Origin of the sequence: Bacillus thuringiensis (assembly GCF_001182785.1) — a bacterium.
GTDB lineage: Bacteria > Bacillota > Bacilli > Bacillales > Bacillaceae_G > Bacillus_A > Bacillus_A thuringiensis_S.
Genome location: NZ_CP012100.1, coordinates 402,147 through 415,281, shown reverse-complemented (window position 1 = coordinate 415,281; position 13,135 = coordinate 402,147). Strand labels below are relative to the sequence as shown.

Here is a 13,135-nt window from a genome sequence, read left to right as displayed (position 1 = left end):
TAAATAATGAAACTTGATGCAATCCTTATCGAATAATTAACGGAATAGATGTGTCTCCTGTTCTCCTTCAGCTTCCCATTTGGCAATTTCCTCTCTTACACGAGGGGCAACTTCTGTTCCAAGCAATTCTATGGCACGCATGACTTGATTATGTGGCATGGTACTTAATGGTACATACATCATAAAGCGTGTAATCCCTACATGCTTACGCAGATGGATGATTTTTTCGGCGACTGTATCTGGATCACCAACATACAACGCCCCTTCAAAACTTCGCGCAGCATCAAAGCTGGAACGCCCATAATAAGGCCACCCCCGCTCTTTACCAAGTTTATTCATGCCTGCCTGAGTGGAAGGGAAAAATGTATCTGCTGCCAATTCCGTATTCTCCCCAACAAATCCAATCGAATGAGACCCCACCTGAAGTTTTGATACATCATGACCAGCGTGAGCCGCCGCTTTTTTATATAGCTGTACAATTCGTGCAAAGTGCATTGGGCTACCACCAATAATCGCCAGCATAAGTGGTAATCCAAGAAAACCGGCACGGATAGCTGATTCCTGATTCCCACCGCTACCAACCCATATCGGTAAAGGATTTTGAACAGGTCTTGGATACACACCTAAATTATTGATTGCTGGTCGATTTCCTCCTTCCCAAGTCACTTTTTCAGACTGACGTATTTTGAGCAGTAGATCCAAATGTTCTTCAAAGAGTTCATCATAGTCCTTCAAGTCATAGCCAAACAGTGGAAAAGATTCGATAAAGGAACCACGACCCGCCATTATCTCTGCACGTCCATTTGAAATGCCATCCAGTGTAGAAAAATCCTGAAAAACGCGCACAGGATCAGCTGAAGAAAGCACGGTTACTGCACTCGCGAGCCGTATCTTTTTCGTTTGTGGTGCCGCCGCTGATAGAACCATCGCTGGAGAGGATGCTGCATAATCCTTCCTATGGTGCTCACCAACACCAAATACATCAAGTCCTACTTGATCAGCAAGAACGATTTCTTCAACAACTTCACGTAATCGCTGTGCGTGACTTATCACTTCACCACTATGAACATCTGGTTTTGTTTCTACAAAAGACGTAATACCTATTTCCATTTGTTATCTCTCCTATTCCAATTAGATTTTAAGTCAAAAAATTAATTATTTTCTTTATGGTAGTAACGTGTTTCTCATATTGGCTAACACACGTTTATTTCATAAAATCTTAATTCGTCTGGTCATAGCCCAAAAAAGAAGAGCGAAAGCGCTGACAGAGGCTCCGAGTAAGGAAACCCCTCCCCAGCCAAAGTGTGCGTATATTTGAGTCGAAGCAATTGAACCACCAGCACTGCCGATAGAATAAAACACCATATATCCAGCAGTAAGTCGACTCCGTGCTCCTGTATGCAATGGGAGGATCATGGTTTGATTCGTGACATGTATTGCTTGTACGGCCAAATCAAGTAGAACTATCCCTATCACTAATGCGATCAATGACTGCTCTATATAGCTGATGAACAACCATGAAATCAATAATAGAACTAAAGCAATACCTGTCGTTCGTTGTCCGTAACCTTGATCGGCCAATTTCCCTGCCCGTGCCGCAGCCAAGGCTCCAGCGACACCTACAAGACCGAATGCGCCAATTGCACTATGAGATAGAGCAATTGGCGGTGTACTAAGTGGCAATACTAGTGAAGTCCACAAAATGCTGAAATCAGCAAAAATCAGCATGGCTAGAACGGAGCGAACGCGTAACGTTCGTTCTTGAATAAATAAAGTAAGCACCGATCTAATTAACTGAGGGTAGGATAGCGATTTTACCTCGCGCTCAACATTGGGCAACATCTTTATAAACATAAAAACCATCAAAAGCATGAGCGCAGCAGAAAATAGATATACAGAACGCCATCCCGCAACATCTGTTAATATACCAGCAAAAGTACGTGCGAGAAGTATGCCAATAACTATCCCACTTGTTACAATGCCAACCACACGTCCTCTTTCTGTAGGGGAAGCGATGGTCGCTGCAAACGCCACGAGAGTCTGTGTCACAACTGCAAGCAGCCCCACCAAAGCCATACCTGCGAAAAGTACCATGCTGGAGGAAGCAGTACCAACTATAACCAGAGCTGTTGTAGATAATAGCATTTGACCGACAATTAGACGTCGCTGGTTTAGCAAATCTCCAAGTGGTACGAGTAGTAGTAAACCCACTCCATAAAAAATTTGTGTAACGGTAATAACAACACCAATAATGGAATGGTTAATACCAAACTCATTAGATAGTTGATCAAGCAACGGCTGAGCAAAGTAAATATTGGCAACAGACATACCACAGGCAGCCGCAAACAATAATGCCAAAGCATGAGACATGGATGGCTGTTGATTCAAATTAGGTTTTGTTATGGAAGATTTATGACTTATCTTAGTGTAGAGTGGATTATCTTCTATATTTGTCTCTGTTTTGAACATACCTTACCCTCCAATCACATTAGATTTTTAATCATAACATACCGTTCAGTACAATATGATTACTGGTAAATATAACTTAGTCTTATTCATGATGTCAACGATTTTTACAATAAATTTTATGTTTAATTAAATGAATGGAGCTTGATTTGACATAAAGAATGGCAAATCATATAATAATTACATACTGTTTGGTAATAAAAAATAATTATAATTACCTACACACCTATCCTAAAACAATTAATAAAATCAAAATTTGAAGAGGAGAATTCTTAATGGCAAGAACCCGTGAATTTGATGAGGATCAAGTTTTAGATGCAGCAATGCAGTTATTTTGGGAGAAGGGATATGAGGCTACCTCATTAAGTGATCTTACTTCTAGAATGGGCATTCAACGCCCTAGTATTTATTCGACCTTTGGAGATAAGAAAGAATTATTTGAAGCCGCACTTCGTAGATATACAATGTCTCGGGCCTCTGATATACGAAATAAGCTTCAAAGTCACTCCTCTGTAAAAGAGTCATTTTCTATTTTCTTTGCCGATGTCGTCAATGAAGAATACGCAGGGGATCTTAGTAAAGGTTGTTTTTGTATCAATACAATGGTTGAATTAGCACCTCATGATGAGAGATTTGAAATTTTGACCAGAGAACATCAAATGTACCTTGCCGTCATTTTTCAGGAGACGATTGAACGCGGAATCCAATCAGGTGAGCTGGAAGGCAACACAGATGCAAAGTCTTTGGCACAGGCACTGATTGTAGCGTTAATCGGTCTAACAGTTATGATGAAATCTCGCCCCCAACGTACATTTGTCGACAATGTAATTGCAACGACGCTTACATTACTTAAGTGACATGATTGTATTTGAAAGTACAAAAACCATACCTTTATGGGGGTAACATCACATCTCCATCAAGCTAAAATTTTCTAGTACCCCCAGAACGAAATTTTGTGCTAACTTATAATAAAAAGCTCATTTTTTCGTTTCGGGGTAATTCTAAATTCTTAAGTTGATGGGTATGTTTCCGTGTTTCTATTAGACTAGATTATGAATTATGAAATAAGTTTTTAATATATTACAGTAAGTAGTAATGATTAATCTATTGAGAGACGACTCGCGACCGCCTCAGAGTTAAGTATTTCTGAAGATTACCCCATGCATCATATCCGTAATTTGTAATAACTTACCCATTCTAGTCTGTCATTGCTACTACATCATCGCGTAGACTATAGTGATAGAATAAAGTTTGTCCTTGTAATTTCATCGCTAAACGAACGCCGTCTATTGAGTAAACATCTATACCCCATCCTAACTTTCTATCTGCAAAAACTTTGCAACAGAACCGTCTGCTTCTTTCCTTAATTTTATTATCTATTAATTTTTCAGTTTGCTCTGTCTCCATTCTTATTAATCAATACACCAACAATAAATTCAACAGAAAACTATTCACTTACGCAAAAGTACACCAATATCATCCTTGAATTTCAAAATACAAATTATTAATAAAACAAGTAAAGTAGCTATATTAAGAACATTGAAGATATACAAAAAACAACAAGCCTGTCAGTACATCAGATATAAGTCTTTCTCTGACATTTTTTAAATATTGATTAATTTTTTGAAGACGGCATAACTTTCTCTAGTATAAATATGATAATGCAAGCAAGAATCTCGTTTTACATATATCAAACACGTTATAATGCTTACTGAAATCTTGCCGAATATATAAGTGTGACAGATAAAAAAATGGAACTCATTAAACAAGAAACAAACTTAACATAAAAGATGCGTTTTCAGCGATAAAATAAGAGTGGACCAAATCGCAAAATCTTGACAACATGGAGAAAAATTACAGTTACTTGGTTTTGGGGGATATCCGAAGTCTAGGAACTTGCAGAGCGTAACGGTCGTAATCCAAAAACAGGAGAAGCGATGAAGATTCTCCCTTCAAAATTACCAGGTTTTAAAACCAGCTAAGAACTTAAATATATGGTAAAGTAAAAAAGTATTTTCCTATGTATTAGGATAATACTTTTTTTAAAGAAACTTCAAAGCTCACAAATCCCCTATACAGTAAAGGAAGTTTGGTACATGCACTTTTCTATAGACGCGATTCGTAATTTCCTCATACAAGATATGGAATCTTATCGTGAAATGATTCTACAAGAAAATGATTATGATAATATGAAATGGAGTTACACTACATTCATTGATATGAATAATTACCTAAAGAAAACAAATATGAATCAAGAGGAAATTCAAGAGTTATTATCGGTGAGTCGTAAAGGGATCTCTTTTGGATCGGTAACAACACGTGATATGTTCTTTATACATTCTCTTACTAGTCCAAATCGATGTTTGGAACTAGTGGAAACCTATAAATTGATGGAACGAACAAACGAATACGTTCCCAATATGAAAGAAGAATTGCAATGGCTCAAAGATCGATGGGAAAAAGGGTTTTATATTTTTGTTAATCAATAAATACGTTGTATTTATAAAAATGCTTACCCTAGCAAATATAGAAGGGTCAAAGAATACTAATATAGCTTAGAAAAAAGCAAATCTTCTTAAAAGGGAAGTTTGCTTTTTTCTTATTCCCCTTTTCAAGGGGATGGGCAAAAACCAACCTTAATGAACTTTATATTGACCAGATAACTGCTCTTGCGCCATACGAACTAAACGTTTCGTAATCTCTCCACCTACTGAACCATTTGCTCGTGATGTTGAATCTGGTCCAAGTGTAACGCCAAACTCCTGAGCAATTTCATACTTCATTTGCTCAATTGCACTTGTTGCCGCTGCTACCAAAATCTCGTTTGAATTATTATTTTCTCGAATTTGCATTTCTAACACACCTCCATTTATTTGGTAATATAATGCTCTATTTCCAGTGGAATATGCAAAAGAATTATTCTTTTAACTATTTTACATATATATCTAAGCTTTCATCCCTTATGTGGGAATAAATAAAGGTATAGGTCATACCTACGCCTTCTTCTATCCTACTTAATTTTGAACCCTCCTATTAACTCCTGTAATTCTTGGGAGAGCCAATTTAAAGAATTTGCTAGCTCTGCAATATCTTGTACATACATTTCTTGCTCTTTCATACTTATCTCAACATTACTACTGCTACACTCATATGTATTTGCAATATGGGATAATTCATTTACAACCTGAACAATAGATTGACTATTTTCTAAAACATCTCTTGAATTACTCGAAGTCGCTTTAATTTGATTTGTAACAGATTGTGCAGATTTTGAAATTTTTTCGAAGAAAGCGCCACTACTCTGAACAAGTATTATTCCTGATTCCACTTCCTTTGAACTCCTCTGCATGGATTTTACAGCCTCTTCTATTTCAGCTTTAGTTTCATCAATTAATTTAGCTATATCTCTCGAAGATACATCAGTCTTTTCCGCTAATATACATACCTCTTCCACAACACTTGAAAATTCTTTACCGATTTTTCCAGCACATGAGTCTTCAGTAGTAGCATTTAAAGCTAATAGATTAGTTTGATTTGAAACGGTTGTAATTACAGTAATAATTTCATTAGATCGTGCTTCTAATGCATAAATACTAGAAGATACATCTTGAACCCTATCTTGGATTATTTTCATTTGATTAACAATTTGCTTAATCAAATCTTTCCCTTCTATAGAATGCTGTTCCATGCCTTCGGAAGCAGTAGCAACTTGTTTTGCAGCTCCCTTAATTTGTTTCATCTTACTTTCCATTACTTGAACAATCCCTAAACAGTTATGCACTACATGAGAATGTGCCTCTAATTTCAATCCTGTCATAGAACTTGCAATCTCTTGAAATGCCATACTATTCTCTTTTGTATTTGCCGACAATTCCTGCGAAGATGCCGAAACCTGTTCAGCAGTCTGCCTTACTTTATCTATAATCCTATTAAACTTTTCAATAGTGTTATTAAAATGGGAATTAGTTATCCCTATATCATCAGATCTTTCATTCAATTTAATACTTAAGTCCCCTTCACCAACTTTACGTAAACCTTCCTGTAAATCCTTCAAAGGCGATAAAGAATTTCGTGAGATAAATATTTGAATCGTGGTTGCGATTGTTAATGAAATTATAATAAAGAGTAACCCTTGCGCTAAAAATTTTTCCTTTGTAAGTGGAATAACAGAAGCGTCCAAATCCGCTGCAACAATTGCGATTATATTTTTATTTTCATCTGTAATTGGCTCTAAAATTGTTACCCAGAAACCTAATTTATCTTCATACACTTCTGTCATTTGTGCCTGTTTCGTTTTCATCACTTTACTGTATGTTTTCATCCAATGAGTAGGATGCTCATAATAGTCACCTGTTTTTAAAGAACCTAGTTTTATAGAAACTGTATTTGCTAATTCTGTATCCAAAGCTACTAATTGTAATTCAGCTTTATCATTTAGCTTGGCTCCTGTAACATATGTTTGTCCGACACTTTTCATACCTTTTATAGCTTTATCTAATTGCTCTGTCAATTTTTCTTTCTTCACTCTTTGTGCTGTGGGGTCTTTTGCTACATCTCTCACTATTTCTACATCTAATTGATTTATTACTGTATCTCCTGTTTCAAAAGACTGCCTCTCAAATATAGACATCATACTATTTTGAAACATATTAAAACTTAACGCCCCCATACTCCCCACAAGCGTCAGAATTACTAATACCGTTAGTAATATATTTTTTTGAAGTAACGATAGCTTATGCCAATATTTTTTCATTAAAATCACCTTTCAAATTTTCCATAATAATAAACAAAGTAGTAATACATTTAAAAGACACCCTATTCATCTTATTAGCATAAAGTAATATTCAAGATTCTCTCCTGATAAAATAAAAAACGGACAATCCGGTCCGCTTTTTATTTTATGGTAATTCCTCATATTTCTCTATGCTATTTTCTGCCTTAGATTTATTTCGAGATAATTAAAACTTAAAGAAACATTAGTGTTTAGATGTAAACGCAGTAAATCAAAGAAAGACACTCTTTAAAGAGTATCTTCCCACTATGTAGCCATATAATACTTGCTTCTTTCATCTTTAAATCAAGTAGGCAAACAACTAAATTGTTATGTTAAAATTAGAAAAGAGCATATCAATCTCTCCTCACCTATATAGCGTCTCCCTATAATTCCAATATCCCCATAACTTCTTTTGTAAATATTTTAAAATCAGTTAAATGTTTTTCAATAATTTGCCGAACAATATCTAAATTTACACTTTGATAATCATGTACAGCGATATTTCGAAATCCAACCATCGCCTTTAACTTATTGGCCAGCTCTGCGCTAAGTAGTCCTGCTGTAACCAATAAATCAAAAGCTTCTCGACTAGATTGAGGTAGCCCCAGTTTTTTCCCGGCAACAATATGCATTGCTAAATCAATACTCGCTTCACAAGCTCTTTGTATATTCAAGATTATTGAATCTTGCTTTGTGTAATCCTCCAAATTTTCAGGGTCATTTCCATACACGTCTTGGATTCTTTTTAAACAACGCTCTATTGTGGAGATTTTATTTAAAATAACCTCATTCTTCATATATTGAGCCTCTTTTCTTTATATCATCGAATACTATCTTGCGTTCCTCATTTAATTTTGAATACATCTTTAAAGTTTTCATTTCAAAAATGATTTTCCGTTCCTCATCAGAACAAAATATTGTCTTTCCTGTATGTATAATCTGAGCTTGAAAAACTGTAGAAGCTTCGGATAAATCAACTAAATCAACATCTCTATGAACAATGTTAGCTAACTCCTGTGCTAATAAAAAACGTTCATAATTCCCTAAAGTTGTATCACTTACATAAGCTATATCAATATCACTATCTTCCCGTTCTCTATTCTCAGCCGTTGATCCAAACACAATTATCCAATAGGGATTCACCGTCTCTTGTAATTTTTCTATAATAGCTGTAATCATGCTTTGAAAAATCATTTAATTAATCCCCCTTAGTATACTTGAACTTTATTATATCATAACCAACCCAAAATCCTTTCAACTCCTACAAATACCTAAACAAAATTAAGGCTCCTTTATACAATTTCGCGTTTAAAAAATACATACTTTTATCAACTTACTACTAGTTAAATTAAGAAAAGCTGGACTTCTATCATTTTAAGTAATTGCATATATGTAATACAAAGCATATAAGGAGGTTAAAACGTGGTAATCTCAAGACAAGATTCCTGGACTAACGATAACGATTTACTTCTCGCATCAACAGTAATCCAGAATATTTGTAACGGTGGAACACAGTTAGCTGCATTCAAAGAAGTAGCAAAACTACTAAATAGGACACCTGCAGCTTGTGGATTTCGTTGGAATTCATACGTGAGAAAACAATACCAAGAAGAAATACAACAAGCAAAACAAAATCGAAAAGTGGGAAACAGTATTTCCCACTCTCAACAAAAAAAAGAAGCAAACTCTTTATCTATGACATTAGATGATATTATTCTCTTTCTACAAAATTATAAAAAAACAAATGAATTTACAAACTTACAAAACCAAATAAAAAATTTAGAAGCAGAAAACCAGTCCCTTCTACAACGTGTAACTATGTACGAAGAGGAGTATCGTATGTTACTTAATCATATTGATAGGTCAAGAAGTTTAGTTGTAATTGATTAAAAGAAGCAGTAAATTACTTTTATACACTTAGGTCGTAACCTAAAAAATTTATATTTATATGAGTTAATTTAAATACTATTAAATAAAATGCACGTTTACTAATAATAAACGTGCACTTTATTTAACTCTTAAAACATAAAATTTAATTTTCAACTCATTAACAATGTTAAAATTAGGATGTTTGTTTTATAGGTATTTCTTTACTTCTATTCTCAATAAGTCTATCTAAAAGTAAGTAAACAAATCCAGAAATAATACAACCTACACCTAAGATTGTAAATAATATATGCCCTAAAAGCTGATCCAGTAATACACCACCTAGAAGAGGTCCAAATACATTACCTGTAATCCATTGCAGATTAGCCGCTCCCATATAAGTTCCCCTCAAATGTTCTGGAGCTATATTAGCAACAAATGTCATTTGGATAGGTGACATAATCATTTCTCCTACTGTATAAATTGTATAAGCTATTAATAATGAGCCTAGAATAACTAGATCATTTGCGTCTATTACTTGAAACCACTTTGGTAACCATCCTATTGCTAAAAGACCAACGCCAAAAAGAATGGCACCATATAGCATTGATTTACCAATTGATTTGTGAGTTAACCACTTTGAAATTGGAAATTGAAAACATACAACCAATAAGCCATTTAAAGTCATTAAATATGGAAATGGATTACTATTTCCAAAAATCATTGTATCCTCATTACTAAAATGAAGTGGTAACATACCTTCCGATTGTGAGAATCCCATAAATATAATGATTCCCGTCACTATATAGAATAGAAATATTCTATCTCTTATAACAACTCTTAACGTAAATCTTATTGACTGTTTATGTGTTTCCTCATGTATCATTATATTTTTAGGTTTTGTTTCCTTTAGAAACAATAACATTAATATTGTATAAAACAGCATGGTTCCAGAAGTAATCAAAAATATGACATCTTTTGATACAACCACAACTGCTGCACCAATGATAGGGCCTATCGCAGCTCCTATATTATGAGCCATTCTAAGTAATCCATATGCCTCAGTTCTTTTTTCAGGTTCTGTTACATCGGTAACCATTGCAGATGCCGCTGGTTCAAAGAAAGAATTACATAGCCCTAAACCAATTGATAAAATGGCATACCCTATAAAACTATCAATAAACAAAAAGACAAGCATTAGTAGCCCATTACTGGCCATAGAGAGTACCATAGTTGGTTTCCGTCCATAAGTATCCGCTATATGCCCTCCAATTAATGAACCAAAACTTGCCGCAATTGGAGATAAGGCTATAATTATGCCTACCTCAAGTAGAGAGTCCACTTTGTCCTTCAAATATAATGCAAAAAATGGCATTAACATCATCATTGCAATACCATTTAAAGCTTCCCCGATAAAGCGGATCCAGACATTAAGGTCCATCCCCCTTAATTCTTTCCATGTACTCCTCATATAGTTACCTCGCCTATGCTCAAAGTATATTTTTATCCCAACAAAAGTTTTACTATATTATTATTAAAATCTAAATTTAGCTAGCTATGCTAAAACCTCCGAAAAAACCTATCTTTTGATAAAGTAATACAAACTTGTCCCTATAATTTCTAGTGCCTCCTGCATACGTTGAGGAGAAATATTTTCTAAGACGGTATCTTGAGGTGTATGGAATACCTTTTCAACATGATAAACAAGGGGATTCCAACTCTCTACATCCATCCAGATAAATAGTGCCGAGGAAATTCCAGCTTCGTAAAATGGTACATGATCACTAGAATCAAACTTTCCAGTTAATACAACCGATTTCCCTAATGCTTTACTAGTGGCTACCGCAGTATTTGTTACTTCATTTTGAGAACCATCTAGTGTCATTGCATATAAGTCCTTAGCCTGCTGGTAACTTGTCGCTATCATATCTGCATTAAAAACCCCTAGAATATGTTTCTTATCTGTTGTAGATAACTGATTAACATAATGGTAAGCACCTAAAGATTCATTTTCTTCTGCTCCAAAGGCTATGAATTGAATTTCTTTATTAGTCTCTATATCTTTAAAATTGTATGCTAACTCTAATAAAAGTCCTACGCCAGAAGCATTGTCATTTGCTCCAGGTGCTCCGATAACACTATCATAATGAGCACTCATTATTGCTACATCCTCATTGTCTGTCTTGTATTTGGGCTTTTTTTTCGCAATAACATTTAATGAACTCAAATTCATTTCGTGTTTTGCCTTTAAACTAACTATATTTTTATTATGCACTATCTTGTCTTTCATTCTAATTCCCTGATTATAAGCAAGCCCAAATACAGGTATTGATTGTTTCTTTTTTAGAACTGGGTTAAAGGCTTCTCCATAGTTGCCTCTATCCCCAATCGTACTATATAACAATACGGCTTTTGCTCCTTTTTCCGCTGCATACTCAACTTGTTCATTATATTTCTCAGACGTATCAGCTTGTTCCAATAATACTATTTTCCCATGAATTGGCTCAGGTGAATTTTTAATATCATTCTCTTTTCCTATAGAAACTACCTGCCCCACGACAGGATCTTTAGGTATAGATGCATTAGATGCTGCCCCAACTTGCCAGTCTTTTTCTCCATACATACTAAAAGAGATACTCCCAATATATTGATCTGGTACAGGAAATGCCTGATACTCCACTTCATACCCTAATTTTTTCAATGTGTCTCCAATGTATGTAGCTGCTTTATGTTCTTCCTTAGTCCCACTTGGACGTGGACCAATTTTCTCAGACAGAAAACGTATATGTTCAATAGCTCGACTAGCACGAACCTTATCTGCCATGAGAGAACGCTGATCGTTCTTAGTCATAGCGTGTACTGGTATTGCTTTTCCAGATAAATTACTAAAAAGGAAAAGCAATAAAACCCCAAAAGTTACAATAAACTTCTTTGTCAGAATTAGTTTCTTCATTTGTCCTCCCTATAATTAAAAAAGATTAATAGTAAAACCTTCCCTCCTAACACACTTACTTAGAAGAAAAGGTTCATTAAAATAATCTCTAACTCAAATTGCATGTAAAAATAAATAAACCGATATTGCTTTTTATATCTCCAAAAAATTCATTTTTGTTTGCATACCAACAATATTCTTTTGAAACCAATTAAGAGTCTCCCATGACCTCTGTCTATTCGTATAATCCGTTTCCTGAACCTCAAATACAATTCCTATGTTTTTATCCAAAGTAAGGTTCTTCACTTTTAATAAAGTTTCATATAATAAACTTTCATTAATAGATCCATTAACCGGATTCTCTCCCTCAAAGCAACGCACCTCACTATAAGGAATCGTTAAATGTTTAAAAGAACTAAAATGAAAATGTTTAATATGTTCGATTAAGCTTAAATACTTATGAAAATCCTTATATTCAATTTCCTCTTGCCTTAATAATTTAGAAATACCTAAACGCGTAAGATAGGTTATAGACCAATGACATATATCCCATGTTATTCCAACGTTAGATAACTCCAAATTAACCAAATCAGTAAAATCTTCGGGATATATAAATATAGGATCAAAATCATCGCCCAAGTTTCCAATAATGGGTAGGTTTTCAACGCCAATCCATATATCAGTTCCTTTTATTTCTTCATCTAGCATGTTAAAGAACTCTATAATCCTTTTTCTATTATCAAGAAGATTATAGTTTTGAAATTCCGCGACATTCATAAATTGATTAGCATGCACTGTTATACCTGATGCATTATACTTTATAGCAAGGTCAATAAATTCATATAGTTGCTTTTTAATAAATTCATCATTGAGATAGTCTGCATTATCAGTAGGAAAATGCAGCGTTAACAAGGATGGATTAAGGGTTTGAACAAAAGAAAGGACCTCTGAAAACCTTTTTGTATATGAGTTATCAAATAAAGATTTTCCATCAAAAATATTTGCTTCTAATCCATAGCCTTTTTCAACCCATTTTAAGTCAATCTGTTTACTATCTAAACCAAAGAACGGGACCTGTGGTATTAACATATTCTCTT

13 protein-coding genes and 1 pseudogene are annotated in these 13,135 nt (G+C 34.6%); 4 read left to right on the top strand and 10 right to left on the bottom strand.

Annotation, left to right across the window (positions count from 1 at the left end):
• Window positions 1–36: 36 nt before the first annotated feature.
• Window positions 37–1,110, bottom strand: coding sequence for an LLM class flavin-dependent oxidoreductase (locus AC241_RS29085; protein ID WP_050845263.1), 1,074 nt, complete (start codon window positions 1,108–1,110; stop codon window positions 37–39).
• 99 nt (window positions 1,111–1,209) lie between these two features.
• On the bottom strand, window positions 1,210–2,469 hold the full coding sequence (locus AC241_RS29080) for an MFS transporter (RefSeq protein ID WP_050845261.1): 1,260 nt from the start codon (window positions 2,467–2,469) through the stop codon (window positions 1,210–1,212).
• 272 nt (window positions 2,470–2,741) lie between these two features.
• Between AC241_RS29080 and AC241_RS29075 the strand changes: the two genes are divergently transcribed.
• Entirely contained in the window at window positions 2,742–3,323 is a 582-nt protein-coding gene (locus AC241_RS29075; RefSeq protein WP_050845259.1) for a TetR/AcrR family transcriptional regulator, read from the top strand.
• A gap of 340 nt (window positions 3,324–3,663) precedes the next feature.
• Here AC241_RS29075 and AC241_RS35365 read toward each other — a convergent pair whose 3' ends face one another.
• Window positions 3,664–3,873 carry a hypothetical protein gene (locus tag AC241_RS35365; protein WP_050845258.1) on the bottom strand — a complete coding sequence of 70 codons (210 nt, stop codon included), beginning with the start codon at window positions 3,871–3,873 and terminating at the stop codon, window positions 3,664–3,666.
• Window positions 3,874–4,400: 527 nt separating this feature from the next.
• Here AC241_RS35365 and AC241_RS36080 point away from each other — a divergent pair.
• Together AC241_RS36080 and AC241_RS29065 are read left to right on the top strand one after the other, a co-directional pair.
• Window positions 4,401–4,448, top strand: a pseudogene (locus AC241_RS36080) (hypothetical protein); the annotation flags it as partial.
• 114 nt (window positions 4,449–4,562) lie between these two features.
• On the top strand, window positions 4,563–4,955 hold the full coding sequence (locus tag AC241_RS29065) for a hypothetical protein (RefSeq protein ID WP_048564931.1): 393 nt from the start codon (window positions 4,563–4,565) through the stop codon (window positions 4,953–4,955).
• Between the two features lie 147 nt (window positions 4,956–5,102).
• On the opposite strand, the gene AC241_RS29060 is transcribed toward AC241_RS29065, so the two are convergent.
• The 4 genes from AC241_RS29060 to mntA all read right to left on the bottom strand — a co-directional run bounded on the left by AC241_RS29060 (window position 5,103) and on the right by mntA (window position 8,434).
• Window positions 5,103–5,318 carry an alpha/beta-type small acid-soluble spore protein gene (locus tag AC241_RS29060; protein ID WP_048564930.1) on the bottom strand — a complete coding sequence of 72 codons (216 nt, stop codon included), beginning with the start codon at window positions 5,316–5,318 and terminating at the stop codon, window positions 5,103–5,105.
• A 158-nt stretch (window positions 5,319–5,476) separates the two neighbouring features.
• Window positions 5,477–7,219 (bottom strand): methyl-accepting chemotaxis protein, encoded by a 1,743-nt coding sequence (locus tag AC241_RS29055; RefSeq protein ID WP_050845255.1) that lies wholly within the window; start codon window positions 7,217–7,219, stop codon window positions 5,477–5,479.
• 404 nt (window positions 7,220–7,623) lie between these two features.
• Entirely contained in the window at window positions 7,624–8,037 is a 414-nt protein-coding gene (gene hepT / locus AC241_RS29050) for a type VII toxin-antitoxin system HepT family RNase toxin (protein WP_000787553.1), read from the bottom strand.
• On the bottom strand, window positions 8,027–8,434 hold the full coding sequence (gene mntA / locus AC241_RS29045; RefSeq protein WP_050845253.1) for a type VII toxin-antitoxin system MntA family adenylyltransferase antitoxin: 408 nt from the start codon (window positions 8,432–8,434) through the stop codon (window positions 8,027–8,029). The genes hepT and mntA overlap by 11 nt, the downstream gene beginning before the upstream one ends.
• Before the next feature lie 228 nt (window positions 8,435–8,662).
• On the opposite strand from mntA, the gene AC241_RS29040 reads away from it, so the two are divergent.
• Window positions 8,663–9,130, top strand: coding sequence for an RsfA family transcriptional regulator (locus AC241_RS29040; protein WP_050845251.1), 468 nt, complete (start codon window positions 8,663–8,665; stop codon window positions 9,128–9,130).
• A gap of 172 nt (window positions 9,131–9,302) precedes the next feature.
• On the opposite strand, the gene AC241_RS29035 is transcribed toward AC241_RS29040, so the two are convergent.
• From AC241_RS29035 to AC241_RS29025, 3 genes are all read right to left on the bottom strand, one after another.
• The gene (locus AC241_RS29035) at window positions 9,303–10,577 is read right to left on the bottom strand and encodes an MDR family MFS transporter (protein WP_050845248.1); all 1,275 of its coding nucleotides are present in this window, start codon (window positions 10,575–10,577) and stop codon (window positions 9,303–9,305) included.
• A gap of 108 nt (window positions 10,578–10,685) precedes the next feature.
• Window positions 10,686–12,059 (bottom strand): M28 family peptidase, encoded by a 1,374-nt coding sequence (locus AC241_RS29030; protein ID WP_050845246.1) that lies wholly within the window; start codon window positions 12,057–12,059, stop codon window positions 10,686–10,688.
• A gap of 132 nt (window positions 12,060–12,191) precedes the next feature.
• Window positions 12,192–13,127: a TIM barrel protein gene (locus tag AC241_RS29025; protein WP_050845394.1), complete on the bottom strand. Its 936-nt coding sequence runs from the start codon at window positions 13,125–13,127 to the stop codon at window positions 12,192–12,194.
• Between the last annotated feature and the right edge of the window lie 8 nt (window positions 13,128–13,135).

What these genes read in the sequence shown, in the direction of transcription:
- AC241_RS29085 (WP_050845263.1), bottom strand. Translation starts at nt 1,110, where the DNA reads ATGGAAATAGGTATTACGTCTTTTGTAGAAACAAAACCAGATGTTCAT.
- AC241_RS29065 (WP_048564931.1), top strand. Translation starts at nt 4,563, where the DNA reads ATGCACTTTTCTATAGACGCGATTCGTAATTTCCTCATACAAGATATG.
- mntA (WP_050845253.1), bottom strand. Translation starts at nt 8,434, where the DNA reads ATGATTTTTCAAAGCATGATTACAGCTATTATAGAAAAATTACAAGAG.
- AC241_RS29055 (WP_050845255.1), bottom strand. Translation starts at nt 7,219, where the DNA reads ATGAAAAAATATTGGCATAAGCTATCGTTACTTCAAAAAAATATATTA.
- AC241_RS29030 (WP_050845246.1), bottom strand. Translation starts at nt 12,059, where the DNA reads ATGAAGAAACTAATTCTGACAAAGAAGTTTATTGTAACTTTTGGGGTT.
- hepT (WP_000787553.1), bottom strand. Translation starts at nt 8,037, where the DNA reads ATGAAGAATGAGGTTATTTTAAATAAAATCTCCACAATAGAGCGTTGT.
- AC241_RS35365 (WP_050845258.1), bottom strand. Translation starts at nt 3,873, where the DNA reads ATGGAGACAGAGCAAACTGAAAAATTAATAGATAATAAAATTAAGGAA.
- AC241_RS29035 (WP_050845248.1), bottom strand. Translation starts at nt 10,577, where the DNA reads ATGAGGAGTACATGGAAAGAATTAAGGGGGATGGACCTTAATGTCTGG.
- AC241_RS29080 (WP_050845261.1), bottom strand. Translation starts at nt 2,469, where the DNA reads ATGTTCAAAACAGAGACAAATATAGAAGATAATCCACTCTACACTAAG.
- AC241_RS29060 (WP_048564930.1), bottom strand. Translation starts at nt 5,318, where the DNA reads ATGCAAATTCGAGAAAATAATAATTCAAACGAGATTTTGGTAGCAGCG.
- AC241_RS29075 (WP_050845259.1), top strand. Translation starts at nt 2,742, where the DNA reads ATGGCAAGAACCCGTGAATTTGATGAGGATCAAGTTTTAGATGCAGCA.
- AC241_RS29025 (WP_050845394.1), bottom strand. Translation starts at nt 13,127, where the DNA reads ATGTTAATACCACAGGTCCCGTTCTTTGGTTTAGATAGTAAACAGATT.